At 63.1% G+C, this 24459-nt stretch carries 24 protein-coding genes; 15 read left to right on the top strand and 9 right to left on the bottom strand.

Translation table 11 applies throughout. The features are described from left to right. Window positions 1-77: 77 nt before the first annotated feature. The 4 genes from apaG to can all read left to right on the top strand — a co-directional run bounded on the left by apaG (window position 78) and on the right by can (window position 3127). The gene (apaG, locus tag IPK70_16730; GenBank protein ID MBK8228809.1) at window positions 78-464 is read left to right on the top strand and encodes a Co2+/Mg2+ efflux protein ApaG; all 387 of its coding nucleotides are present in this window, start codon (window positions 78-80) and stop codon (window positions 462-464) included. A gap of 69 nt (window positions 465-533) precedes the next feature. Continuing rightward, a complete protein-coding gene (locus IPK70_16725) occupies window positions 534-854 on the top strand; it encodes a hypothetical protein (protein ID MBK8228808.1) in 321 nt (106 codons plus the stop codon). 58 nt (window positions 855-912) lie between these two features. Next, window positions 913-2478: a SulP family inorganic anion transporter gene (locus tag IPK70_16720; protein ID MBK8228807.1), complete on the top strand. Its 1566-nt coding sequence runs from the start codon at window positions 913-915 to the stop codon at window positions 2476-2478. A 13-nt stretch (window positions 2479-2491) separates the two neighbouring features. Continuing rightward, window positions 2492-3127, top strand: a complete 636-nt coding sequence (gene can / locus IPK70_16715) for a carbonate dehydratase (GenBank protein ID MBK8228806.1) — start codon at window positions 2492-2494, stop codon at window positions 3125-3127. A gap of 6 nt (window positions 3128-3133) precedes the next feature. On the opposite strand, the gene IPK70_16710 is transcribed toward can, so the two are convergent. From IPK70_16710 to IPK70_16700, 3 genes are read right to left on the bottom strand one after another with little or no spacing between them, the layout of a single operon-like run. Then, entirely contained in the window at window positions 3134-4012 is an 879-nt protein-coding gene (locus IPK70_16710; protein ID MBK8228805.1) for a hypothetical protein, read from the bottom strand. A 3-nt stretch (window positions 4013-4015) separates the two neighbouring features. Beyond that, on the bottom strand, window positions 4016-5476 hold the full coding sequence (locus tag IPK70_16705) for an NADP-dependent isocitrate dehydrogenase (protein MBK8228804.1): 1461 nt from the start codon (window positions 5474-5476) through the stop codon (window positions 4016-4018). Next, the gene (locus tag IPK70_16700) at window positions 5473-6171 is read right to left on the bottom strand and encodes a TetR/AcrR family transcriptional regulator (GenBank protein MBK8228803.1); all 699 of its coding nucleotides are present in this window, start codon (window positions 6169-6171) and stop codon (window positions 5473-5475) included. Before IPK70_16700 ends, IPK70_16705 begins: the two co-directional genes overlap by 4 nt. A gap of 70 nt (window positions 6172-6241) precedes the next feature. Between IPK70_16700 and IPK70_16695 the strand changes: the two genes are divergently transcribed. The 3 genes from IPK70_16695 to pruA all read left to right on the top strand — a co-directional run bounded on the left by IPK70_16695 (window position 6242) and on the right by pruA (window position 9415). Then, complete coding sequence (locus IPK70_16695) at window positions 6242-6757, top strand: mechanosensitive ion channel (GenBank protein MBK8228802.1); 516 nt, start codon at window positions 6242-6244, stop codon at window positions 6755-6757. Window positions 6758-6766: 9 nt separating this feature from the next. Next, window positions 6767-7729 carry a sodium-dependent bicarbonate transport family permease gene (locus tag IPK70_16690; GenBank protein ID MBK8228801.1) on the top strand — a complete coding sequence of 321 codons (963 nt, stop codon included), beginning with the start codon at window positions 6767-6769 and terminating at the stop codon, window positions 7727-7729. Between the two features lie 63 nt (window positions 7730-7792). After that, window positions 7793-9415: an L-glutamate gamma-semialdehyde dehydrogenase gene (gene pruA, locus IPK70_16685; GenBank protein MBK8228800.1), complete on the top strand. Its 1623-nt coding sequence runs from the start codon at window positions 7793-7795 to the stop codon at window positions 9413-9415. Window positions 9416-9441: 26 nt separating this feature from the next. Here the strand turns inward: pruA and IPK70_16680 are convergent, their stop codons facing one another. After that, window positions 9442-10293, bottom strand: a complete 852-nt coding sequence (locus IPK70_16680; protein MBK8228799.1) for a T9SS type A sorting domain-containing protein — start codon at window positions 10291-10293, stop codon at window positions 9442-9444. A 52-nt stretch (window positions 10294-10345) separates the two neighbouring features. Next, entirely contained in the window at window positions 10346-10975 is a 630-nt protein-coding gene (locus tag IPK70_16675; protein MBK8228798.1) for a NifU family protein, read from the bottom strand. A gap of 90 nt (window positions 10976-11065) precedes the next feature. Here IPK70_16675 and IPK70_16670 point away from each other — a divergent pair, with 90 nt between their 5' ends. From IPK70_16670 to IPK70_16655, 4 genes are all read left to right on the top strand, one after another. Next, window positions 11066-11461, top strand: coding sequence for a hypothetical protein (locus tag IPK70_16670; protein MBK8228797.1), 396 nt, complete (start codon window positions 11066-11068; stop codon window positions 11459-11461). 85 nt (window positions 11462-11546) lie between these two features. Beyond that, window positions 11547-13811 (top strand): TonB-dependent receptor, encoded by a 2265-nt coding sequence (locus tag IPK70_16665; GenBank protein MBK8228796.1) that lies wholly within the window; start codon window positions 11547-11549, stop codon window positions 13809-13811. After that, window positions 13808-14149, top strand: a complete 342-nt coding sequence (locus IPK70_16660) for a heavy-metal-associated domain-containing protein (GenBank protein MBK8228795.1) — start codon at window positions 13808-13810, stop codon at window positions 14147-14149. The genes IPK70_16665 and IPK70_16660 overlap by 4 nt, the downstream gene beginning before the upstream one ends. A 98-nt stretch (window positions 14150-14247) precedes the next feature. Then, window positions 14248-14766: a gamma carbonic anhydrase family protein gene (locus IPK70_16655; GenBank protein MBK8228794.1), complete on the top strand. Its 519-nt coding sequence runs from the start codon at window positions 14248-14250 to the stop codon at window positions 14764-14766. Here IPK70_16655 and IPK70_16650 read toward each other — a convergent pair whose 3' ends face one another. From IPK70_16650 to IPK70_16640, 3 genes are all read right to left on the bottom strand, one after another. Continuing rightward, window positions 14767-15651, bottom strand: a complete 885-nt coding sequence (locus IPK70_16650) for an NAD kinase (protein MBK8228793.1) — start codon at window positions 15649-15651, stop codon at window positions 14767-14769. A 3-nt stretch (window positions 15652-15654) separates the two neighbouring features. Beyond that, complete coding sequence (locus IPK70_16645) at window positions 15655-17055, bottom strand: BamA/TamA family outer membrane protein (protein MBK8228792.1); 1401 nt, start codon at window positions 17053-17055, stop codon at window positions 15655-15657. Between the two features lie 155 nt (window positions 17056-17210). Further along, window positions 17211-17873: a CBS domain-containing protein gene (locus tag IPK70_16640; GenBank protein ID MBK8228791.1), complete on the bottom strand. Its 663-nt coding sequence runs from the start codon at window positions 17871-17873 to the stop codon at window positions 17211-17213. A gap of 75 nt (window positions 17874-17948) precedes the next feature. Between IPK70_16640 and IPK70_16635 the strand changes: the two genes are divergently transcribed. The 4 genes from IPK70_16635 (at window position 17949) to IPK70_16620 (ending at window position 21377) form a co-directional block, all read left to right on the top strand. Beyond that, entirely contained in the window at window positions 17949-18662 is a 714-nt protein-coding gene (locus tag IPK70_16635; GenBank protein MBK8228790.1) for a pyridoxine 5'-phosphate synthase, read from the top strand. Next, a complete protein-coding gene (locus tag IPK70_16630) occupies window positions 18659-19450 on the top strand; it encodes an alpha/beta fold hydrolase (protein ID MBK8228789.1) in 792 nt (263 codons plus the stop codon). The genes IPK70_16635 and IPK70_16630 overlap by 4 nt, the downstream gene beginning before the upstream one ends. A gap of 77 nt (window positions 19451-19527) precedes the next feature. Further along, entirely contained in the window at window positions 19528-20235 is a 708-nt protein-coding gene (locus tag IPK70_16625) for a hypothetical protein (GenBank protein MBK8228788.1), read from the top strand. Between the two features lie 92 nt (window positions 20236-20327). Next, window positions 20328-21377 carry an endonuclease/exonuclease/phosphatase family protein gene (locus tag IPK70_16620; GenBank protein MBK8228787.1) on the top strand — a complete coding sequence of 350 codons (1050 nt, stop codon included), beginning with the start codon at window positions 20328-20330 and terminating at the stop codon, window positions 21375-21377. 79 nt (window positions 21378-21456) lie between these two features. Here the strand turns inward: IPK70_16620 and IPK70_16615 are convergent, their stop codons facing one another. Further along, complete coding sequence (locus IPK70_16615; protein ID MBK8228786.1) at window positions 21457-24357, bottom strand: gliding motility-associated C-terminal domain-containing protein; 2901 nt, start codon at window positions 24355-24357, stop codon at window positions 21457-21459. Between the last annotated feature and the right edge of the window lie 102 nt (window positions 24358-24459).

Genomic DNA, 24459 nt, shown 5'->3' with positions numbered 1-24459 from the left:
CATCGGCGATGAGGCGGAAGCGGCAACCAGCGCCTTGCCGAGCACGATCCGGTTGCACCAAGCGTTAACTATGCGGCATGGGCACCGCGGTCACGCATGGCATCCGGGTCTCGGCGCGCGCGCGCTTCGAGCCGGCGCACAGCGACCCGAAGATGGCGCGGCACATCTTCAGCTACCGCATCACGATCAGCAACCGAGGGAACGAGACGGTTCAATTGATGCGCAGGCATTGGATCATCCGTGACAGCCTGGCCGGGCCGCGTGAAGTGGAAGGGCCCGGCGTGGTAGGCGAAACGCCGGTCCTGGCTCCCGGTGAGGAGTTCACGTACAGCAGCGCCTGCGACCTTCGAGGCGCTTTCGGCCGCATGGATGGCACTTATCTGATGCGGCGCACGGCCGATGGCAGCGAATTCCGGGTGGAGATCCCCGCGATCCAGCTCTCGAGTGCGTTGGCAACGAATTGAGCCTATTCGGTGCTAACTGTTCCATAGCGCCTTCTGGTCATCCCATCGGTTGATAGATTCGCCTCCTGCATGAAAACCGCCCGCCCGCTTCACGCATCGCGCATGACCCTGCGCCTCGCTGGCGTTTGCGTGCTGTTGTGCTCGGCCTTGGTGTTCACCCCGCAAACGATGGGATGGCTATGCAGCACATCCTGGGTGGAGCTCGGCTTCAAAGCTCCGCCGCTATTGGAGGAAGAGGTGGTGAAGCACAGTGAGTCGCTCTTCGATCACGGGCTTGCGCTCGAGGGCTTCGGAAGCGCCTTGTTCGTGCGCCTCCCGTTCCCGATGGACGAAGAGGTCATGGCCGGGCCGCTTGCCAAGGTGAGCGTGCCGCCTCCGAAAACGTGTTGACCTCCACGCCTGCATTGCAGGCCAGCCGCTGCGTCAATCACGTTCCCAAACCTCATCCATGTTCTCCAGGATCAAGCAGGACCTGCCTGCATCAATCGTCGTTTTCCTTGTGGCCTTGCCCTTGTGCCTGGGCATCGCCGTGGCATCGGGCGCCCCGCCTGTATCGGGCCTGATCGCCGGCGTGATCGGCGGCATACTCGTAGGCGCGCTCAGTGGTTCGCCGCTTGGCGTGAGCGGGCCTGCCGCCGGCCTCACGGCGATCGTGGCCATGGGCATTGCCGACCTCGGCTCATTCGAGGCGCTCCTGGCAGCGGTCGTGGTCGCCGGCGTGATCCAGGTCATCTTGGGAATCGTCCGCGCGGGCATCATCGCCTACTACTTCCCGAGCGCGGTGATCAAGGGCATGCTCGCGGGCATCGGGCTCATCATCATCCTGAAGCAGATCCCGCACGCGTTCGGCGACGATAAGGACCCCATGGGCGATGAGAGCTTCGACCAGCCGGACAAGCTCAACACCTTCCAGGAGATCATGGTGGCCATGGAGACGCCCAATTGGGGGGCGTTCGTGATCACCGTGGCCTGCCTGCTGCTCATGCTGGCCTGGGAGCGGCCGTTCATCCAGAGGAACAATTGGCTGCGCTATGTGCCCGGGCCATTGCTGGCGGTAGCGCTCGGGATCGTGATGGCCATCGGATTCGATGGGCACCCGGTGCTCGCCATCGGCGCCGGGCATTATGTGCAGCTGCCCGATCTCCTGAGCACGTCGAGTTATGCGCTGCCCTCCTTCGATGCCATCGGGCAGGGCGCTTTCTGGCGCGTGGCCTTCACCCTTGCGGTCGTGGCAAGCATCGAGACCCTTCTATGCGTAGAGGCCACCGACAAGATGGACCCGCAGAAGCGCATTACGCCAGCCAACCGCGAGCTGTATGCGCAAGGCGCCGGCAACATCATCAGCGGCCTGCTCGGCGGCCTGCCCCTTACGCAGGTGATCGTGCGCAGCTCAGCCAATATCCAGAGCGGCGGTCAGACCAAGCTCAGCGCGGTCCTGCACGGCGCATGGCTCTTGGTGTCCGTGTTCGCCATCGCCGGGCTGCTGCGCATGGTGCCGCTCGCGAGCCTCGCGGCCATCCTGCTCCTGGTGGGCTATAAGCTCGCGAAGCCTTCGCTTTTCAAAGCCATGTGGCGCAACGGGCTCCCGCAGTTCATCCCGTTCATCGTCACGGTGGGCTTCATGGCCCTCACGAACGACCTCCTGCGCGGCGTGGCCCTTGGCCTGTCCTTGGCCTTCATCCATATCCTGTGGAAGAACTTCAAGGTGCCCTTCCATTACGATCCGCATCGATACAAGCCCGGCATGCCCATCTACATCGAGCTCAGCGAGGATGTCACCTTCCTGAACAAGGCGGGCATCAAGCGCACGCTGAGCGAGATCCCCGACGGCGCGCGCGTGGTGATCGACGGTGGCCGATCTTACGACCTCGACCCTGATGTCCGCGAGATCATCGACGATTTCCAAGGAACCGCGGAAGCTCGCAACCTGCGCTTGCAATTGCTCAACATGCCACCAAGGCACGGCGAGGCGCCCGCAGCGCCACGGACCATGCTTGCCGATAAGAAACCCTGAAACCACGCACCTCATGGACAGTTACCATAAGCTCCTTCTGAACAACAAGGCCTGGGCGGAGAACACCGTATCGCGGGACCCGGAATTCTTCCAGCGCCTTGAGAAGATCCAGCGCCCCGAATTCCTGTGGATCGGTTGCAGCGACAGCCGTGTGCCGGCCAACGAGATCACAGGGACCAATCCCGGGGAGATCTTCGTTCACCGCAACATCGCCAACATGGTGGTGCACACCGACCTCAACCTCCTGAGCGTGCTGCAGTACGCCGTGGAGTACTTGAAAGTGAAGCACGTGATCGTGTGCGGCCACTACGGATGCGGTGGCGTGCAGGCGGCCATGACGCATAATTCGCTCGGGCTCATCAACAAGTGGCTCCGCAACATCAAGGACGTTTACCGCTTGCATAAGGCCGAGATTGACGCCCAGCCAACGGAACAGGACCGCTTGGACCGCATGGTGGAACTGAACGTGCAGGAACAGGTCCTCGACCTTGTGAAGACCAGCATCATCCAGAAATCATGGCGGGACCGCGGGGGCCCGCACCTGCACGGCTGGGTGTACAGCCTGCACGACGGCATCGTGAAGCCCATCTGCGACGTGCCGGCCGGGTCGCCGGTGGATGACATCTACCGCTTCGACAACCTGGACTGAGGGAGCTCACGGATTGCAGTTGCCGCAATGCTGCGGGTCCTCCGCCTGCTTCCCATCCGGGCGCGGAGCGTATCGGACATGGCCGCAATGCCAGCAGCCGCGCTCCATGCTGCGCACGCTCTCGGTGGGCCAGCCGCATAAGGCGCATGGCAGGCCCGTGCGGGTCCCGGTGATGCGGAACCAGCAAGCGCCGCAGACAGGGCATGGCTCGCCCAGCTCCGCGGCGAGTCGATCGGCCGTTTCACCGATCGCTTTCATCCGCGTGGGGTTCATCATGGCCCGCATATCCGTTTCCACCCAGCATGAACCGTGGTTGGCGAAAAGGCGCTCCGCCGCGCTTTGGAGGGAATCGCGGTCCACGATGCCCTTCCGCATCGCATCGCCGGCCGACCACTTCTCCCTGGCGCGGACCACCAGGCCATGCCCGGGGAATCTCATGCGCTCCGCGAAGGCGCTCACCTGCGGCCAAGTGGTGCATGCCTCACCGCCGAAGACCGTTTCCAGCGAGACATGCCTCTGGAAGAAGACCTTGTCGTCACGCGCATCGTAGAGCACCAGCAATTCCTCATCGCAGGATATGAAGGGCGCCGGCGGGTAGGGGCCGAAAGAGCCCTCACTCGCGATCACGAGGTCCATGCCGCTCACTTCCGCGCCGTGCTTCGCCTTGGCGATGCAGGTCTCCAAGGGATCGAGCGCACGTTCCACCTCCCCGCTGAACGCACCGAAACGGTCGGTGTCAACGCCTGGTATGGCCTGGACCCCGGCCAAGGGCATGGCGTTCATGAGCGCTGGGGCGATCACGCGCTCCTTGCCGTGCTGCGTGGCCACGCCAAGGGTCCGGTCGGCGAAGCGCTCCAGGCTGATCGCAGAGGCACTCTTCGCCATGGTTCATTCGCCTTGTCCAAGCGAGAAGCCCCTCACACCATCGAACAGATAGAGGTTCTCTGTCTTCACGGCATCGATGTGCGCATCAGCGAGCAGGTGCAGCAATTGGTTGATCTGCCTGTGCCCGATGGGCAAGTAGGTTGCTTTGTCATTGTCGATCACAACATCGGGCCCCACGAAACGGCAGCGCCAGTGGTCAGTGCAGAAAGTCTCCGGGAATCCCTCTGGCCACACCTTCACGCCGCGATTCGTGATGAGCTTCAGCTTCAGCATGCCGCGCGATGCCTTGAGCAGCTTATCCGCCAGCTCGATCGGCGTGCTGGTGGAGTCGCAAACGAACACATCCACGCCGCAGAGCTCGCGTTTCACCTGCGGGCGCTCGTAGCTGTAGGCGGGTCCAGCGCCGCCCTTCATCTCCACGCTCTTGAGCTCCTGCGGCTTCTTGCCGAGCCGCGCGATCACCGCATCGGCGAATTCGCTGGTGCCCACGCGCTTCTTCGACACCCCATCCTGGAACACGTCGCCCGGATGCAGGCCGTCCTCCAGCGCGCAGAGCCATGCGTTCTGCACGGCCTCGGCCTTATCCGATAGGCCCAAGTGCACGAGCATCATGCACGCGGCATTGAGCATGGCGCTGGGATTGGCGATGCCCTGCCCTGCGATGTCGGGCGCGCTGCCGTGGATGGCCTCGAACATGCTGATGCGGTCGCCGATGTTGGCGCTGCCCGCCATGCCCACGCTGCCGGTGAGCTCAGCGGTCACGTCGCTGATGATGTCGCCGTACAGGTTGAGCGTCACGATCACATCGTAGCGATCAGGCCTTGTGGCCACGCGCGCGGTGCCGATATCGATGATCTGGACCTCCTGCTGCAGGCCGGGGTACTCCTTGCCCACGCGACGGAACATATCGGCGAACATCCCATCCGTGAGCTTCATGATGTTATCCTTCACCAGACAGGTCACCTTCTTCCTTCCGTTGCTGCGCGCGTGCTCGAAGGCGTAGCGGATGATCTTCTCGGTACCGGGGAGGCTGAGCACCTTGAGGCACTGGAACACGTCAACCGTCTGCCGGTGCTCGATGCCCGCGTAGAGGTCCTCCTCATTCTCTCGCACCACCACCACGTCCATGTTCGGATGCTGCGTGCGCACGAAGGGATGGAAGCTGCGGCACGGCCGAACGTTGGCATAAAGGCCGAGCGTCTTGCGGATGGTGACGTTCAGGCTCTTGTACCCCGATCCCTGCGGCGTGGTGATGGGTCCCTTCAGGAACACGGGGTTCCTGCGCAGCGTGGCCCAAGCTTCGGCGGGTATGCCGCTGCTGTTGCCGCTCAGATAAACCTTCTCGCCCACCTCGATGTGCTCGTAGGTGAGCCCGCAATCCGCGGCATCGAGGATCCTGAGCACGGCGTCGGTGATCTCGGGTCCGATGCCGTCGCCTTTTGCTACCGTGATGGTGCGGTTCATTTTTTCTTCTGGGGTTGTGCGTGATCGATGTACGTGAGGGTGCGATGCAGCAGGTGCTGGGCCAGCAGCTTCAGGTCCTTGCGGCTGCTGAGCTCGGTGAGCGAGGGCAGGTGCTCCATGGCGAAGGGCAGCGAATGCGCCATCTCGATCACCGTGGTGGCGAAGGATCGCGGCCAAGGCACATCGGCGCGGCAATCGGTGATGCGCTCTGCCACGAAAGCGCTGAGCTCCTTGTAAGGCAGGAAGAGGCGGCGCGCATTGTCGTCGTCCACATTCTTATGCAGGTAGCTCTTCATGCCCTCTTCGATCACCAGCTTGCGCAGGGCACGCGGCTCGAGCTGCACGTGCGGGAGCCCCTTGGGCCAAACGCCGCATATGGATTCCACCACGCGCTCCAGCCCCGCGCGCGGATCCTTCGCCTGCTCAGCATGACGCCCGCAGAGCTGCCGGAGCCAGAGCCAATAGAGCTGGAAGTAGTACTGCAGGAGCCGATGCTTGTTGGGGAAGTACTTGTAGAGGCTCACCTCCGTGCATCCGATATGGTCCGCGAGCTTCTTGAAGGTGAAGGCCTCCAGGCCCAGCTCGTTCATGAGCTCCAAGCCGCCGTTGAGCATGGATCGGCCCAGCTCCGTGGCTTCGGGGTCCTTCAGGGAAAGGGCCGGGTCGGGCCGCAGGTGAAGATGAAGGTTGCTCATTCTGGGGGCGAATATAGTATTACTTAACATTCCAGATAGTTTCACTTACTTAGCGCCCTCAACGCCCAGGATGGACGATTTCATCATCGATCACCTCACCCAGATCATTGAATCAGCAGTGGCTCTGGCGGCCTTCTTCGTCGTCATGGCCGCATCCCGCTGGCTCGTGCGCGGCGCTGTGACGAAGCTGGCATACAAGGCCAAGGAGGAGCGTGAGGTGATGCGCCTCATCCGCCTCCTGCTCCTGGTGCTGATCGCCATCGTGCTCACCGCCATCTGGGGGGTGAAGCAGAATGAGATCCTCCTTTTCGCTGCTTCCGCGATCACGGTCCTCGGCGTGGCCCTCTTCGCCGAGATGTCGATCCTTTCGAACATCACCGCCTTCCTTGTCCTTTTCTTCCAGCATCCGGTGAAGACCGGCGACCGCATCCGGCTGAAGGACGGTGATCAGGAGGTGGAAGGCGAGCTCGTGGACATCACCTATTTCTTCACCTTCATCCGGCACGATAACGGCGAAATCACCACGGTGCCGAACTCGGCGATGCTCAAGAATTCCTTCTCCATCCTAACATCGAAAGCCCACTAGCCCGAACACATGGACCTCTCCCTCCTGCTCTCGAACCTCACCAACCCCACCCTGCTCTTCTTCGTGCTGGGCATCGTGGCGCACCTGGTGAAGAGCGACCTGGAGATCCCGCCCACCACCATCAAGTTCATCTCCCTGTACCTGCTCTTCGCCATCGGCTTCAAGGGCGGGCAGGAATTGGCGCACGAGCACCTGAATGCGCAATTCATCAGTGAGCTGGTATTCGGCATGGCCATCGCGAGCGCGATCCCATTCTATGCCTTCTTCCTGCTGAAGCGCAAGCTGGGCGTGCAGAACGCGGGGGCCATCGCAGCGGCCTATGGATCGGTGAGCGCGGTGACCTTCGTGGCCGCCAGCGGTTTCCTGGAAACGAAGGACCTCCCTTTCAGCGGCCACATGGTGGCGATCATGGCGCTCATGGAGAGCCCGGCCATCATCGTGGGCATGGTGCTGCTGATGCGCTTCGATAAGGAGAGCACCGAACGGCCAACGCTCGGCCACATGCTCAAGCACTCCTTCACCAACGGTAGCGTGCTCATGCTCATCGGGAGCCTCATCATCGGCCTGGTGGCCGATACCAAGCAGGCCGAGGGCATCAAGCCCTTCACCACGGACATCTTCAAGGGATTCCTCGCCGTATTCCTGCTGGAGATGGGCATGGTGACGGCCGCGCGCTTCAAGGCCTTCAGGGATTATGGGTCGTTCGCCAGCTCGGTAGCCCTGCTGCTCCCGCTTGTGAATGGGTGCGCGGTGGCCTGGATCAGCGGCTTCATCACCCCCGGCGCAGGCGACCGCTTCATGTTCGCCACGCTGGCGGCCAGCGCGAGCTACATCGCGGTGCCAGCAGCCATGCGCCTGGCAGCGCCGAAGGCCGATCCCGGGCTCTATATCCCCATGGCCCTGGGTGTCACCTTCCCATTCAACATCACCGTGGGCATGCCGTTGTACATGGCCATCGTGGAATCCGCGTGACTTCGCGCACCTGTCCCGGGCAGGTGCGTCGGGTATCTTCGCCGCGATCCACCTCACGATCCGATGAGCCAATACAACGTCCCCCTGCCGAAGAACGAGCCCGTCCTCTCCTACGCGCCCAACACCCCGGAGCGCGCCGCATTGCAAGCGGAAATGGACCGCCGCCTGCGCGCCCGCATCGATGCGCCCATGTGGATCATGGGCCATGCCATCGAGACCAAGGACCTGCGGAAGATGAGCCCGCCGCACAAGCATGCGCACCACTTGGGCAACGCGCATTTCGGGGAGGCGAAGCATGTGCGCGCCGCGATCGATGCAGCCCTGAAAGCCAAGCGCGATTGGGAGAACATGCCCTTCGCGGAGCGCGCGGCCATCATGCTCAAGGCCGCCGACCTCATCGCGGGACCGTACCGGGCGAGCATCAATGCAGCCACCATGCTCGGTCAGGGCAAGAACGCGTTCCAGGCCGAGATCGATGCCGCTTGCGAGCTCATCGACTTCCTGCGATTCAATGTGGCGTATGCCGAGCAGATCCACCGCGATCAGCCGGTCTCCTCACCCGGCGTGTGGAACCGCTTGGAGTACCGCGCGCTCGAGGGCTTCGTGTTCGCCCTCACCCCCTTCAACTTCACGGCGATCGCCGGCAACCTGCCCAGCAGCTGCGCCCTCATGGGCAACACCGTGGTGTGGAAATGCGCGGACACCCAGGCTTACAGCGCGCAAGTGCTCATGGAGGTCTTCATGGCTGCCGGCCTTCCTCCCGGCGTGATCAACCTGGTGCATGTCAACGGCCCCGTGGCGGGCGAGCAGATCTTCGCGCATAAGGACTTCGCGGGCATCCACTTCACCGGGAGCACCGGCGTGTTCCGCCACATCTGGCAGACCATCGGCAGCAACCTGCCCAAGTACCGCAGCTACCCGCGCATCGTGGGCGAGACCGGCGGCAAGGACTTCGTGATCGCGCACCCCAGCGCCGACCCCAAGGTGGTGGCCACCGCGCTCTCCCGCGGCGCCTTCGAGTTCCAAGGGCAGAAGTGCAGCGCCGCCAGCCGCGCTTACATCCCGGCCAATCTGTGGCCCGATGTGAAGAAGGAATTGCTCGCCGACCTCGCCGACATGAAGATGGGCGACCCGCGCGATTTCTCGAACTTCATCGGTGCGGTGATCGATGAGCGCGCCTTCGACAAGATCAGCGGCTACATCGATGGCCTCAAGCAGGACAAGAAGACCATCAAGATCATCGCGGGCGGCAAGTGCGACAAGAAGGACGGCTACTTCATACAGCCCACCGTGGCCGAGACCAAGGACCCGAAGAGCAAGACCATGTGCGAAGAGATCTTCGGACCGGTGCTCACCGTTTACGTGTATCCCGAAGGCAAGTGGAGCGAGACGCTCAAGCTGGTGGATTCAACCAGCGAGTATGCGCTCACCGGCGCCGTGATCAGCAACGACCGCAAGAGCATCATCGAAGCCCAAGAGGTGCTGCGCCACGCGGCGGGCAACTTCTACATCAACGACAAACCCACAGGCGCCGTGGTGGGCCAGCAGCCCTTCGGCGGTGCGCGCGGCAGCGGCACCAACGACAAAGCGGGCTCCTACCTCAACCTCATCCGCTGGGTGAGCCCACGCACCATCAAGGAGACCTTCGTGCCGCCAACGGACCATCGGTATCCGTTCCTGGGGTGACGAAGACCACCAATTGCCCCTCTCGCTCAGCGGGCGATTACCAGGTGGTGCATCACCTCACTCGTCCCCCTTTCAATCGAGACGGAGTAGATACCCGGTGGCAGCATCGAGACATCGAGTGTGACCGTTTGTGTCGCGGCATGTGATATCACCGCGCGGCCGGTCGGGTCTCGCAGGGTGACTATGGCGCACGAAGACAGATCGATGCGCACAAGGTCATTCGCCGGGTTGGGACCGATGCGTGAATCGGCTGGTGCATTCGTCACCATTGATTGCGGCCCACACGGCTCCGCGGCGCAGAACGAGACCGAGCCCGCCACCGTCCCGGAATTCACATCGATGAAGGGCGGCGAGGTGACCGTCGGCGTCAGGTCGCAGAAATCGATCTCACCTTGGATGGTGCCGGTGTTTTCTGAGAGGCCCGAGACGCAGATGCGGCCCTCGCCCTCGATCGTATCGTAGTTGCCGATATCATCGAGCGTGAGCAGCGCATCGGGCCCGCCCATGGTGAGCACGCCGTCGATGTGCATGACGCCATCGATGTGAACGGTGCTGTTGTTGATCATGGCCCAATCCACGTCAATGTCACCGACCAGGTCCATGAGGCCATCGTTGATCACCGTATCCATGATCACCACGGAGAAGTACTCATCCATCACCAGGCTTCCCACCGGGGTCACGTGCACGCGCTGCATGAGGAAGGTGTTGCCAGCGATGCGCACCTGGTGCAGCACCTCCGCGTTGTGCACCTCGGGTATGCAGTTGCAATCCCAGGTGGCGGGGTCGCTCCAGTCGCCATCCTGGACAGAAGTGGTGGTGCCCTGTGCGGCGGCATCGAGCACCAGCGGCAACAAACAGAGCAGTAGCTTAATCCTCATGGAAGCGTGACGCTTGGCAATCGAAGGTAGGCGCCCGCCTAGAAAGCCCGCCTCAAAGCTCTTCCGCCACCACCTCGCGCACACCCGGCACCTCGTGCTTCAACAGGTTCTCGATGCCTTGCTTCAAGGTGACCATGCTGCTCGGGCATCCGCTGCACGATCCGCGCAGCGAGACCGTCACCAATCCATCAACGAATGACCGGAAGGCGATGTGCCCGCCGTCGCCCTCCACAGCCGGTCGGATGTACTCCTCCAGCACGCGGATGATCTTCTCATCATCGGGTCCTGTAGCCTCGGCATGTGAACTGGCGCGCTCGTTGGCGTCAGCGAGCGCTTGCGCAGGGGCATCCTCGTATACCACGCGACCATCGGTATTGAGGTAGTCCTGGATGTACTCGCGCAATTCCAGCTGCACCAGGTCCCAATCGACGGAGTTGTTCTTGGAGACGCTGATGAAGTTGCTGCTGAGCAGCACACCGGTCACGAAGGGCAGGTTGAAGACCTTCTCTGCGAGCGGCGATACGCCCTTCGGTTCATCGTGATGCCGGAACTCGAGGATGCGCCCATCGGGCACCAGCAAGCGGCTGCTCACGAAGCGCATGGTGGCGGGGTTCGGCGTGGACTCCGCATACACGGTAACCGGCAGGCGCTTGCCGGTGATCATTGGCTCTGTGGCTTCCATAGCGAGCGCGAAAGTAGGCCGGTGCCTCCCAAGGCGCTGTAAGGATTGTTGGCGATAACGCTTCGGATACTGCCCTACTTTCGCAGCGCGATGCGCAAGCTGAAGAAGAGCCGTTGGGTGCTGGCCTCATTGGCCATGCTGCTGCTGCTGGCCACCAGCGGGCTTACGGTGTCGCGCATGAGCTGCCTCATCAGCGGGCACAGCGTGCTCAGCTTGGGCCTTGCCGATGATTGCTGCCCCGAAGAGGAGCACGGCGGTGGATCCGTGATCGGAGCCACCTGCTGTGAACTCGTGCAAGCCAGCGCCGATCGCGTGGAGCTTCTTCCATCGGCCACCTTCGACCTGGTCGCCCTGCCGGTGACCGTTGCTGCGCCAACTTGGGATGCGATTGCCTTGGAGCGCCGCACGTTGCGCTGGCTCGATAGCCGTCCGCCGCCCTTGATGGGCCCGGAGCGCTTGGCGTTGATCAGCATGTTCTTGATCTGAGCAGTGCGGCTTGTTGGCCCTCGCGGCCCGGTCACGCTTCGTTCAACGCTCAAGAACACGTATGCCCTTCCATCGGACTCCTCCTTTGCTCCTGCTTCTGCTGCTGCAGCTCCTGCAGTTCTCTGCTGGAACGCACGCACAAACCATAACCGGTACGGTGAAGGCCGAAGATTCCGGCGAGGTCCTGCCTGGGGCCAACGTGCACTGGCTAGGCACGACGAAGGGCACCTCAGCCGATATGAACGGGGCCTTCACCATCAGTGCGCCCGCGCAATGGCCGGCGAGCCTGGTCGCCTCCTTCGTCGGATACAAGCCGGATACGCTCAAGCTGATGCAAGCACCAGCGACAGCCATCATCTTGAAGCTGCGCTGGGCAGCAGCCATTGGTCCTGTTGAAGTGGTGGAGCGCGCGCAAGGCACGCAGCTCAGCACGCGCAGCATCAACGCGACCGAGCAGATCGGCCAGAAAGAGCTGAAACGCGCCGCTTGCTGCGACCTCAGCGAGAGCTTCGAGACCAACGCCACGGTGGATGTGAGCTACGCCGATGCGATCAGCGGCACGAAGACCATCCGCATGCTGGGCCTCGATGGCAGGTACGCGCAGATCAGCCTGGAGAACATCCCCTTCGTGCGCGGGCTCAGCACCAGCAGCGGCCTCACCTTGATCCCCGGCACCTGGATCAAGGAGATCAACCTGAGCAAGGGCGCGGGCACCGCGGTGAACGGACCGAATGCGATGACAGGGCAGGTCGATCTCTGCCTGCTCAATCCGCTGGATGAGCCGCCGCTCTTCGTGAACCTCTATGGCAACAGCCAGGGGCGCATGGAAGCGAACGTGCATGCCGCGCAGCGCACCGGTGCCAACAGCGCCAACCTCCTGCTCGTGCATGGCAACTGGTTCGATCGGGCCATGGACCAGAACGGCGATGGGTTGCTCGACATGCCGCGAACCAAACGCGTGAACGTCATGAACCGGTGGATGCACCTCGGCGAGCGCAAGAGCGGGCAATTCACCGTGCGCGCCGTGCATGACGAACGCGTCGGTGGGCAGGATGCGATGCATGCTGCTGACAACGGGCACGCGCATCACGGCATGGGCCTGTACCGCATCGACGTGCTCAACCGCATGCTCGACGGCCTTGCGAAGCACGGCTGGGTGTTCAAGGGCGATGCGCGCAAGAGCATCGGATTGATCGCGAACGGGCGCTGGCACGGATCGAATTCGACCTACGGGCTGCGGAGCTACGCTGGCGAGCAGCGCAGCGCTTACGCCAGCGCCGTGTACCAGCAATTGCTGCGCGACGGAAACGACCAGATCAAGGCCGGCCTGAGCTTCCAGTACGACGATTACGAGGAGCGCTTCACGAGCCTGCGCCATGATGCGCCCGCCGACACGCTCCAATACCTCGACCTTGGCCGCACCGAGCGCATGCCGGGCGCCTTCGCGGAGCACACCCTGAAACGTGAGCGCCTCACCCTGGTGACCGGCTTGCGCTTCGACGTGAATGACCGATTCGGCAACGTGCTGAGCCCGCGGCTTCACCTGAAGCACGACGTGAACCCGCTCACCGTGCTGCGCGCCAGCATCGGACACGGCTTCCGCACCGCCAACCCGCTGGTGGAGAACGCCGCCGTGATGGCGAGTTCGCGCTACATCGCCTTCGAAGGAACGCTCGGCATGGAGCGCGCGTGGAACTTCGGCGCCAGCGCGCTGCGCAAGTTCAAATGGCTCGACCGCAAATGGGCCATCGGCATCGATGCCTATCACACGCGGTTCACGCAGCAGGTGATCGCCGACATGGACCGCGACCCGCTCACCCTCGCGCTCTATATGCTCGACGGGCCATCGTACGCCAACAGCGTGCTCACCGACGTGCAGGTTGACCTCTCCCGCTCCTTCCAGCTGAAGCTGAGCCATCGCTGGTACGAGGTGCGCTCCACCTATGATGGCCGTCCGCTCGAACGCCCCTTCACGCCCAGCCACCGCGGCCTCATCGACCTGGCGTTCACCAGTCCCGACGAGCATTGGCGATTCGACATCACCATGAACCTCTTCGGAGAGGGCCGCTTGCCGGACACGCGTCCGAACCCCAGCGAAGGGCTGCGCCTCCCGGAGCGATCGCCCGCCTTCGCCACCTTGCACGCGCAGCTCACTTATTCCGCCGGAGCGCTCGAGATCTACCTCGGCGGCGAGAACCTCACCAGCACCCTGCAACAGCAGCAAGTGATCGCGGCGGACGACCCCTATGGCCCGTACTTTGACGCCAGCCTGATCTGGGGCCCCACGAACAAAGCCATGCTCTACGGCGGACTTCGCTACTCCATCAAACGAAGCAACAAGCAACCATGAGAACCCTGTTCATCGCGCTCGCCCTGCTGCTCGCCGGGAACGCAAGTGCCCAAAAGAAATCCGCTGAGCTCGACATCAAGAGCAGCACGGTCTGCGACATGTGCAAAGAGACCATCGAGAAGGAACTGATCTACGAGAAGGGCGTGAAGAAGGTGAACGTGGACCTCACCACGAGCACCGTGCATGTCGAGTATGACGCGAAGAAGAACACGCCAGAGAAGCTGCGCGGAGCGCTGATCAAGCTCGGGTACGCTGCCGATGGCGTGCCGGGCGACGAGAAGGCCTTCGCGAAGCTGCCGGCCTGCTGCCAGAAGGAAGGATGCGGAAAGTTGCCCTGATGTAGAGGCTGGAGCTTGAGCGGGCCGAGGGTTGTAGGTTGCGCCACGCGGCTTCAACCCCCAACCGAACTCCTCCTATCAATCTGCACCCCGCAACCATGCCTTTAATCCGGACCGTACGCGACTTCACGCCGCAATTGGGGAACGACTGCTTCCTGGCCGAGACCGCTGTGGTGATCGGCGACACCGTGATGGGCGATGGATGCAGCGTGTGGTACAACGCCGTGGTGCGCGGCGATGTGAACAGCATCCGGATCGGCCACCGCGTGAACATCCAGGATGGCGCCGTGCTTCACTGCACCTATGAGAAGTGCGGCCTCAGCATCGGCAACGATGTGAGCATCGGACATAACGCCATCGTCCACGGCTGCACGGTGCACGACAAGGTGCTCATCGGCATGGGCGCCATCGTCATGGATCTGGCGGTGATCGGCAGCGGCAGCGTGATCGCCGCCGGCGCCGTGGTGACGCAGGGAACCGTTGTGGAGCCCGGCAGCCTCATGGCCGGCGTGCCCGCCAAGCGAATCGGTCCGGTCAGCGCTGATCTCTCGCAGAATGAGATCGAGCGCATCGCGCGCAACTACGGCATGTATGCCGGGTGGTTCAAGGAAGGCTGATCAGGCGCCACCGCTGCGCAGATCGAGCCCCCAGTTGAGCTTCGCGCGCAGGGTGCGCAGGAAATCGTGGCCATCGAGCTGCGCCATCTTCACCGTGAAGGGCGCGCGGCGGATGGTGACGGTAGCGCGACCATCGATGGTATGGCCGCGCGCATCGAGGTTCAGCAGGCAGCGATCGCCGCGCGCCTCCAGCTCCAGGCGGACCGTATAGTGGTCGGGCACCACGAACGGCCGCACGTTGAGGTTGTGCGGCGAGATGGGGTTGATCACCAGCGCATCACTCGTGGGGTACAGGATGGGCCCGCCGCAACTGAGCGAGTAGGCCGTGCTGCCCGTGGGCGTGGCGATGATGAGGCCATCGCTCCAGTACGTGTTCAGATAGTCGTCGCCAAGGAATACGCGCACGCTGATCATGCTGCTGGTGTCGCGCTTATGGATGCTGACCTCGTTGAGGGCGAAATCACTCGTGCCGAGCAGTTCCCCATGACCGACCACCTGCAAGAGCGTGCGGTCCTGCAGCGCGTAACGCCCCAGCTTCAGCGCAGCGAGCGCGGCGTCCATGTCCTCGTGCCGTACGTTGCTCAAGAACCCGAGGCGACCGAGGTTGATGCCGATCACGGGAATCCCGGCTCGGCCGAGCTGCGCCACCGTATCGAGCAAGGTGCCATCGCCTCCGAGGCTGATGCAGATGTCGATGTCCTGCCGCGCCGGATCGGCCTCGGTGAGCAAGGCATCTGTCACGGGCATGTCGCAGGCAGAGAGCCATTCGGCCAGCGATCGCGTGAGCACGGGAGTGATGCCCGCGCGGTGCATGCGTCCCAAGGCCTCGGCCAGCACCGGTGCCATGCCGCGCTCCATGTCGCGTCCGTGTACTGCTGCGCGCATCGTTCAGAAGGGCTGCGAGAAATGTAGGAAGAAGCCGTGCTCGCCCAGCGCGTTGAGCGTGTATTCGGTGCGTACCACCTGGTCGTAGCTGGTCACCAGGTCGAGTCCGATGCCGTAGCCGCTCATCCACTGGCCAGCGAGGAAGTTGGCATCGGCGTAGCGGCTGTCCCATACGCGGCCCGCATCGGCGAACACGTTCAGGTAAACGGCGAAGTAGAGCGAGCGGAAGGCTTCTGCAGGCATGAACTCCGCACGCTGGTTGCGCGGCCTGACGAGCTGGAACACGGCGTTGGCCTTGCCCAAGGTGAAGTGCTCGCCATCGATCACGTAGTACTCGTATCCGCGCACGAAGTGCCCATAGCCGAGTCCCTCCTGCGCGTAGTACGGTGGCGTGCCCCAGGTGTGCTTGCCGCGCACGCCGAGCGCGAGGGTGATGGGATCGCTGAGCTTCCACCACTTCTTCACCGTGGCGTAGGCGGTGGTGATGTCGGGCGGGTTCTCGCTGAGCAGGCCCAACCCGAGGCGGTCGATGCGTGCTTCGGCGTAGTGGCCGGCGCGCGGATAGATGCGCAGGTCCCTTCGGTCCCACGTGAAGCCATAGCCGAGCGATAGGTAGCGCGCCGATGAGGCATCGCCGTTGAAGTAGTCGGAGGCCGTGGCGATCACGGTATCGGCCACGCTGGCCTGTATGAAGGCCGCGCGCACGAAATGGCGCACATCGTGGTTGCGCCGCAGGCTCAATTCCAGATCGGCCTTCTGCTCATTGCGGTTGGGCCCGTCGCTGCGCCGCAGCAGCACACGGCGATTGCCTCTGGTGCCAGCGGTGACCTCGGCCTGCTCGGTATAGTTCCCGCCGATGCTCAAGCCGAAACGCCCCTTGCGATCAACGCCCGGGACTTTGTACCGCAAGCCGAACTGCCGCGTATAGCCGAACTGTGCCTTGATGTACACCGTCTCATTCCGCCCGCGGAAGTTGTACTTGTAGAGGTAGGCTCCATAGTTCACGCGATCGGGGTCCCGCTCGAAGGTGCGCCACCAGGTGTTGAAGTTGGGGTCGGCGAGCTGGAAGATCGGCGAGGGCCAGATGGTCCATCGCTCATGCACCGTCACCTCCACCATGGCATGCTGGAGATCGAGGTACACCGGCAGCACGGTGACCGTATTGAAGAGGCCCGTGTTCATGAGGTTCTGCCGGCTGCGCTCCATGCGATCGGTCAGGACCGTGGCCTCCAGCGTATCGCTTTCCTGCACCAGCATCTCGCGGAGTATGATCCGGTCCTTGGTGTCCTTGTTCCCGTTGATCGCGATGCCGAGAACAATGACCCGTTCCGGCGGCGCGGCCTGCCCCAAGGCAGCACCTGCCGTGAAGCAGATGGCACAGGCCAGGCTCAGTGCGCGCGACATGGCAGCGAAGATGGGGTGTCCCGCTCTGGATGGCCGGGGCTCGCAGGCTGAACCCGATGCCGGCTGGGCGGGTTGGACTCTCTGCCCATGGATCCCGGAAACGGCTCGTGGAAGCAGGCAACCCTCAACCGGCGCCAACCATCAACCCTCAACCTTCAGAGATTGATGTACCTCATCAGCTCATCGAAGCGTCCGCGCAGGTCCTCGTGGAGCTTGCTGCCCTGGTAGGTGCTCTTCACGAAGTACTCGTACCGCTCGAAGCTCCGCAGCACATCGCTGATGTCCTCGCGGTTGATCTTCAGCGTGACCTCCACACGGGTGGAATCGGGCAGCGTGCGGGTATGCACGCTCAGCACCTTGCTGTCATTCGATTCCACCAAGCGGGCGATCTCGAAGAGGCTGTAGTCCTGTTGGTTCATCTCGAGCACGACGATGCTCCCCGGCTCATGGATGTTGGTGACCTGCGCGAGCCGCTTGAGCGCTTCGTGCTCGGTGATGGCGCCCTGGTACACGCCCATGTCATCGAGCACGGGCACTACGGTGAGGCCGCGCTCGCTGAACAGCTTCATCACCTCGTAGATGTGCTGCCCGCCGCGCGCGAAGGGGATCTCCACGCTGTCCATCACGCTCGATACCGTGGCGCGCGAATCGTTGCGGTCCACCAGTTCCTGGTCCTTCACGATGCCCACGAGCCGCCGGCCCTCCACCACGGGCAGATGACCCACCTTGAACTCCTCCATCCAATCCATGGCGCGGCTCACATCGTCCTGAGGACGGAGCGGAGGGATGTCCGCGGTGATGAGGTCGATGGCGTGCATGTTCTCGGAGAGCGGGGGGATGGGCCTCTACTTTTGCGCACCCGTCAGCGGGCGGACCAAAGTAAAGGCAGCAAGGTGACGCGACTGAGCGTGAACATCAACAAGCTGGCCACCTTGCGCAATGCGCGGGGCGGCGACAATCCCGATGTGCTGCGCTGGGCGGTCGATATCCAGCGATTCGGCGCACAAGGGATCACCGTGCATCCTCGGCCCGACGAGCGGCACATCCGCCGTGCCGATGCCGTCGCGCTCAGGCCGCTGGTGACCACCGAGTACAACATCGAGGGCTATCCGAGCGACGGCTTCATCGCGCTGGTGCTTGCGTGCCGGCCCGACCAAGTGACGCTTGTTCCTGATCCTCCGGGCGTGCTCACCAGCAATGCGGGATGGGACGCGCGCGGCCAGAAACCACTGCTGCGCGAGGTGATCGCGCGGATGAAGGCCGAAGGCATCCGCACATCCATCTTCATGGAGACGGACCTGGAGCAGATCGCGCACGCCGCCGGAACCGGAGCGGACCGGATCGAATTGTACACGGAACCGTACGCGGCTCAATACGCCCAAGACCCCTCGGCCGCTGTTGCATCGTTCACCGAGGCCGCATTGAAGGCACAGGAATTCGGGCTTGGCGTGAATGCGGGCCATGACCTCAGCTTGCAGAACCTCGCTTGGTTCGTGCAGCAGGTGCCCGGCGTACAGGAGGTCTCCATCGGCCACGCGCTGATCTGCGATGCGCTCACCTTCGGCATGGAGAACACGGTGCAACTCTACCTGCGCGAACTGCGATGAGCACTGTCGGCCTGCATTTCAGGCGGCTCGGAGCGCCCGGAGCCACCCCCGTGGTGATCCTGCACGGCCTCTTCGGCACCAGCGACAATTGGGGCAGCATCGGGAAAGAGCTGAGCGAGCCCTCCAGCGGTGCAGCGCCGCTCGACGTGCTGCTCGTTGACCTGCGCGATCATGGCCGGTCGCCGCACACGGAAGGGACTTCGTATCCTGCCATGGCCGCCGATGTGCATGCGCTGGTCATCGGGCTCGGGTTGAAGGACATCGTGCTCGTGGGCCACAGCATGGGCGGCAAAGCAGCCATGCTCTTCGCGCAACGTTGGCCAGAGCTGCTCAAGCACCTGGTGGTGATCGACATCAGCCCGAAGGAGCATGGCAACAACCACGCGCACATCATCGAAGCCCTGCGCACGGCCGACCTCAGCCCCGGTCGCACGCGAAAAGACGTTGAGGCGCACATCGCACAACGCGTGAAAGAGCCTGGCGTGGTGCAGTTCCTGCTGAAGAACCTCTATTGGAAGGATGAGGGGCAATTGGCCTGGCGCGTGAATGTGGAAGGCTTGAACCGCGACCTGGACAAGATCCTGGCGGCCATCGGCCCAGAGACCGTGCGCGTGCCCACGCTCTTCGTACGTGGAGGCCAGAGCGACTACATCCTGCGCGAGGACATCCCTGCCATCAAAGAGCAATTCGTGAACAGCCGGGTGGAGACGGTGCCCTTCGCCGGGCACTGGGTGCATGCCCAAGCCCCGGATGAGGTAGTGGCATGGATCAGGGAAGTGGCGGGGTGAGCGGAGAAGTGAATGAAGGATGCAAAATGCAAAATGAAGAATGAAGAGGTCGGTCTAGGTCGGCGAAACAGGACGGCATGATGATCCTGCAGCACGATCTTGGTGACCGGAGAGCGGCCAATCCCATGCATACGGCCATTCGCGCGTTCCTATTCCAGTTCCTTCTTCTCGCAATATCCGGCGGCCTCCTGTCCTTCCATGCCGCTGCGCAGCAAGACACCATCTGGGTCCCGTATCAGGCGGGCATGGCGATGCGCGAGGGCGTGTACTTCGATTCGCGCGCGTTCCGGCTCAATGCGCCTTCTGTTCCCTTGGAGCGCATCACCGACGATCAGGGCCTTGCTGTCAATGACCTGCGCGGTGTGCTCAGCCGCTTGCGGTACCGCACGGACAGCGGCTCGGTGGAAACCCTGCGCATGAACCGCATCTGGGGCTTCAGCCAGCGCGGCGTGGTGTACGTGGCGGCCGGGAACGGCTTCTACCGGATCGGGCAGATGGGCAGCCTGGCGCACATGGTATATGAGCAGAGCTACCGCGACTGGGACCCCTGGATGTACGGGCCGGGCACGGTGAACCGAACAGTGGTCGTGCAGCAGGTCATTGATATGGAAACAGGCCGCGCGCTGCCATTCACGGCTGCGGGCATGCGGCAGGCGCTCGAGCAGGATCCGGTGCTGCTCGCGGAGTTCGATGCCTTGCCCAAGAAGGCGCGCAACAGCGATGAGGCGCTCTTCCGGTTCTTGCGCCTCTACAACGAGCGGCATCCCTTGCTGTTCCCGGAATGAGCACCGGGGCCGCACCGGCTTCACGCATCAAGGACCACCAGCACGCGGCACGATCTTCGTTTGCCGTGACGCCTAGCTTCGCCGCCGCAATCATGACCCAGCGCTTCGCACTCCTCCTCGCCTTCTCATGTCCCTTGGCCGCCAGCAGCCAGGACCGGAAAGAATACCAGGCCGCCCTCGTGGGCTTCTACAACGTGGAGAACATCTACGACACGGTTGATGCCCCTGGCGTGGACGATGCCGAGTTCCTGCCCGGCAGCGCCAAGGATTGGAACAGCGCGCGGTACACGAGCAAGCTCGACCGCGTGGCTGGCGTGATCGCGAGCATGGGCAAGGAACTGCATCCGCAAGGGTTGGCCATCCTTGGCCTGGCCGAAGTGGAGAACAGGACCGTGGTAGAGGACCTGGTGAAGCGTGAGGCACTGAAGGCGCGCAACTATCAGGTGGTGCATGTGGATGGCCCCGACCGCCGTGGCGTGGATGTGGCCCTGATCTTCAATCCCGCGCTCTACAAGGTGTTCGCGCACAAGAGCTACCGCCTCACGGCTGCTGACGACACCAGCTTCCGCACGCGCGATCAATTGCTGGTGAGCGGCGTGCTCGATGGCGACACCACGCATGTGATCGTGTCGCACTGGCCCAGCCGTCGTGGCGGCGAGAAGCGCAGCGCACCCAAGCGCAAGCTGGCCGCCGAGCTCGGCCGGCGCATCATCGATTCCCTCTTGGCGATCAATGCCGATGCGCGCATCGTGTACATGGGCGACCTGAACGACGATCCCACCAACGCGAGCGTTCAGCGATTCCTGCGCGTGAGCGGCGACAAGGCCAAGGCCGTGAACGGCACTTTCTTCAATCCCATGCAGGAGCCCTTCTCGAAGGGCATCGGCACCCTCGCTTGGCGCGACTCATGGAATCTGTTCGATCAGGCGTGCATCTCTCCGGCGCTGGTCACCGGGGCCGGCGGGCGCTATCGCTATTACGGCGTGCGCATCTTCAACGAGCCGTACCTGCGCCAGACCGAAGGCAACTTCGCCGGCTACCCCTTCCGCACCTATGTGGGCGACAATTACCAGGCAGGCTACAGCGACCACTTCCCGGTGTTCCTGATCCTGGTGAAGGAAGCGGCGGGCGCTCCGCGCTAGAAGCGGCGACGCCAGCGCCTAACCGGAGCGGGAAGCCACGTGATGAGCCTTTTGGGCATGATCGACCCGTGACCCGTGCTCACCGCAGCAGCGTAACGTGCCCGATCTCCGACTTGCGGCCCTGATAAGGCAGCTTGTAGTACGCACGGTACACGTACACGCCGTCCTGCGAGGCCACGCCCGCGTAGGTGCCGTCCCATCTCTCTTCGGGGTCCTCGGAGCGGAAGATGAGTTCGCCCCAGCGATCGAACACCATGATCAGGAACTCCTCCGGCTCGCATTCGCCCACCACGGTCCACCAATCGTTCCGGTCATCGAAATCAGGCGTGAAGGCGCTCGGGATCCATACGCTGCATGAATCGGCGCAGTCGTCCATGGTGATGGTGCGCTGAAGGGTATCCACGCCGCAGCTCAATGCCACGATCAATATCACGTCCACCTCTCCCTCCGCGCTGAACATCACCTGCGGGTCGATCTGAGCAGTGGCATCCGCCGCACCGCCGAAAGACCATTGCGCCGAGAGGATGGTGCTATCCGCGAGCAGCGTGAATCGCGCAGGCTCCTGGATGCAACGCGCCTCCGCCTCGAAGCCGGCCTCACAGAGGCAATCGATGGGTTGGACGTTCGCCATGGCCTCATCGGAGCAACCGTTCGCATCGGTGACGCGCACCACATAGGAGCCGCTGTCTGTTACCGCGGTTGGATCGGCCACTTCAAAGCTGTCGAGCATGTAGCTCGCGGTCATGCCCTGTACCGGGAACGCCGTGCTCAGGTCAACCGTGTGCCAAGGGCAGAGCTCAAAGGACTGATCGGGGCCGAGATCAGGGTTGTCATGAACCATCAAAGCGATCATGGCGGTGTCTGTGCATCCGAATCCGTTGCTCACGACCAGCTGATACCCACCGCTCGCATCGGCTGCAGCGGGATCGCCGAACGGTGCCCCATCCATCCACCATTCCGTGGTGAGGCCCGTCGTATTGTATTCCGAGGTGAGATCATGCGTGGTGCCGTCGCAGATGCCGACCTGCACATCGGCGCCGAGCGACGGCGAAGCATTGAATTGCACCGTGACCAAGGCCGTTGACGAGCATCCGGCAGGATTGGTCAAGGTGATCTGGTAGCTCCCCGCAACCGTCACATCCGCGGGATCCGCGACAGCGGCGCCGTTCAATGTCCAAACCGGCGTGCTGGCACCGGTGGCATAAAGCTGCGTGAGGTCAACAGCCTCGTTATCGCATGCGGTCACTTGCTGATCAGGACCAAGCACAGGGTTCGCAGCGATCGAGACCACGACGTTCGCGGCATCGGTGCATCCATTCGCATCGGTGACGGTGAGGGTGTAGGCGCCGGCGGCCGTCACGGCGGTGGGGTCGGGCACCGCTGCACCGCCCGAGGTCCACGCCGCAGCAAGCCCAGAGGTGCTGAAGAATGAGGTGAGATCTATGGATCCGCCGGAACAGGTGGATGCCGATTCATCGGCGCCAAGGGCCGGGCCGGGCCAGAGCGACACGGTTGCCATTGCCGTATCCGAGCAGCCATTCGCATCGACGGCCACAAGCAGATAGTCGCCCCCGGCGTTCACCGCACTGGGATCGCCGACCGGCACGCCGTTGATGGTCCACGCTGCGCTCAATCCGGTGGTGACAAAAAGCGAAGTGAGGTCGGTGGTGGTTCCGCTGCACAGGCCAACCGCTTGATCGGCGCCAAGTGCTGGTGGCGGTTGAACATCCAGGATCGCCTCAGCAGCATCGGTGCAGCCATCGGCGGTGGTGACGCTGACGGCATACACGCCGGCTTGCGTCGCGGCATCCGGTGGCGGTATGGGAGAGCCGTCAAGTGTCCAATCGGCCGAAAGGCCACCCGTATCGAAGAGCGATGCGATATCGGCGCTGCTTCCCTGGCAGATGGTCACCGCTTGATCAGGACCCAGCACCGGATCGCTATTGAAGGACAAGGTGATCTGCGCCACATCGCTGCAGCCGGCATTCGAGGCGGTCAATTCATAAAGGCCCGGCGCCGTTGCCGCTGCCGCGGTTGCCGCGGGTATTGCCACGCCATCCAGTGTCCATGCCTGACCAGTGGCGCCGGCCGTGTTGAAGTAAGTCGTCAGATCCAAGGGGCCCGCAGCACTGCACTCCGCCACGAACTGGTCCGGGCCAAGGGTGATCGTTGTCCCCACACTCACATTGTAGTAGCCGTAATAGGTGCAGCCGTTCCACAAGTCGAGGACTTCGATGTAGTAAGTGCCAGAAGCACCCACGGCATATGGGTCGGGCACGGTCTGGCCTCCCCAATCAATGTACACGCTCACCGTTGAGCTCGGATCCCACCACCAATTGCCCTCGAAATAACCGAGCACATCCACGGTCTCGCCCTGGCAGATCGCAGCGGATGGCCAACCCATATCGATGATGCATGGCGGCGGCGGGCTGCTGAAACCGAATGAGAAGGCCCCTGTGCCATTGCCACCAGTGAACCAGCCTGGATTCCATGGGCCGCCACTGGGATCCGTTCCACCGCCGGCACAGGCGGTATCGATGACGGTGATCGTCCAGACCCCATCGGCATTCTCGCCGGAGAAGACATCCAAGGTGCCCACCTGCGGGTTGTAGAAACCCGTGAAGGGGGCCGATGCCGTGGAGATGTTGTTGCCGCCCCAATAGGGGAAGGTCGTATTGGTGTAATTCACGCCGCCCGCGCCATTGAAAGCCGAGAGCAGCAAGGTGGTGCCCGACGGTGAGGTGAGCGTGATCTGCAGCGTTTGCGGATGGTTGGTGGTGATGTTCAGCACCACATTATCGACGTACGGACCCCAGTTCCAGCCGTTCGGGGTGATCAACCAGCCAATGCCGCTCACGTTGGCGGTGAAGGTGCTGGTGTCGCACATCGGGATGGGCCCGCTGGTGAACGGGAAGGTCTGCGCAGCGGCGGGGGCGGCGGAGGCCAAGGCCATCACCACGGCCGAACGGGCCGCAGCCATTCCGATTCTACAGGTGATCGAGCGCATGAGGATCCAAATCTATCCTTCCTGCCTTGGTGACGAGGCCGCGGCGCTGCGGTTGCTCATGCACGGGTCCGGCAA

This window comes from Flavobacteriales bacterium (genome assembly GCA_016712535.1).
Classification (GTDB): domain Bacteria; phylum Bacteroidota; class Bacteroidia; order Flavobacteriales_F; family PHOS-HE28; genus PHOS-HE28.
This window is presented reverse-complemented; position numbering and strand designations above follow the sequence as displayed.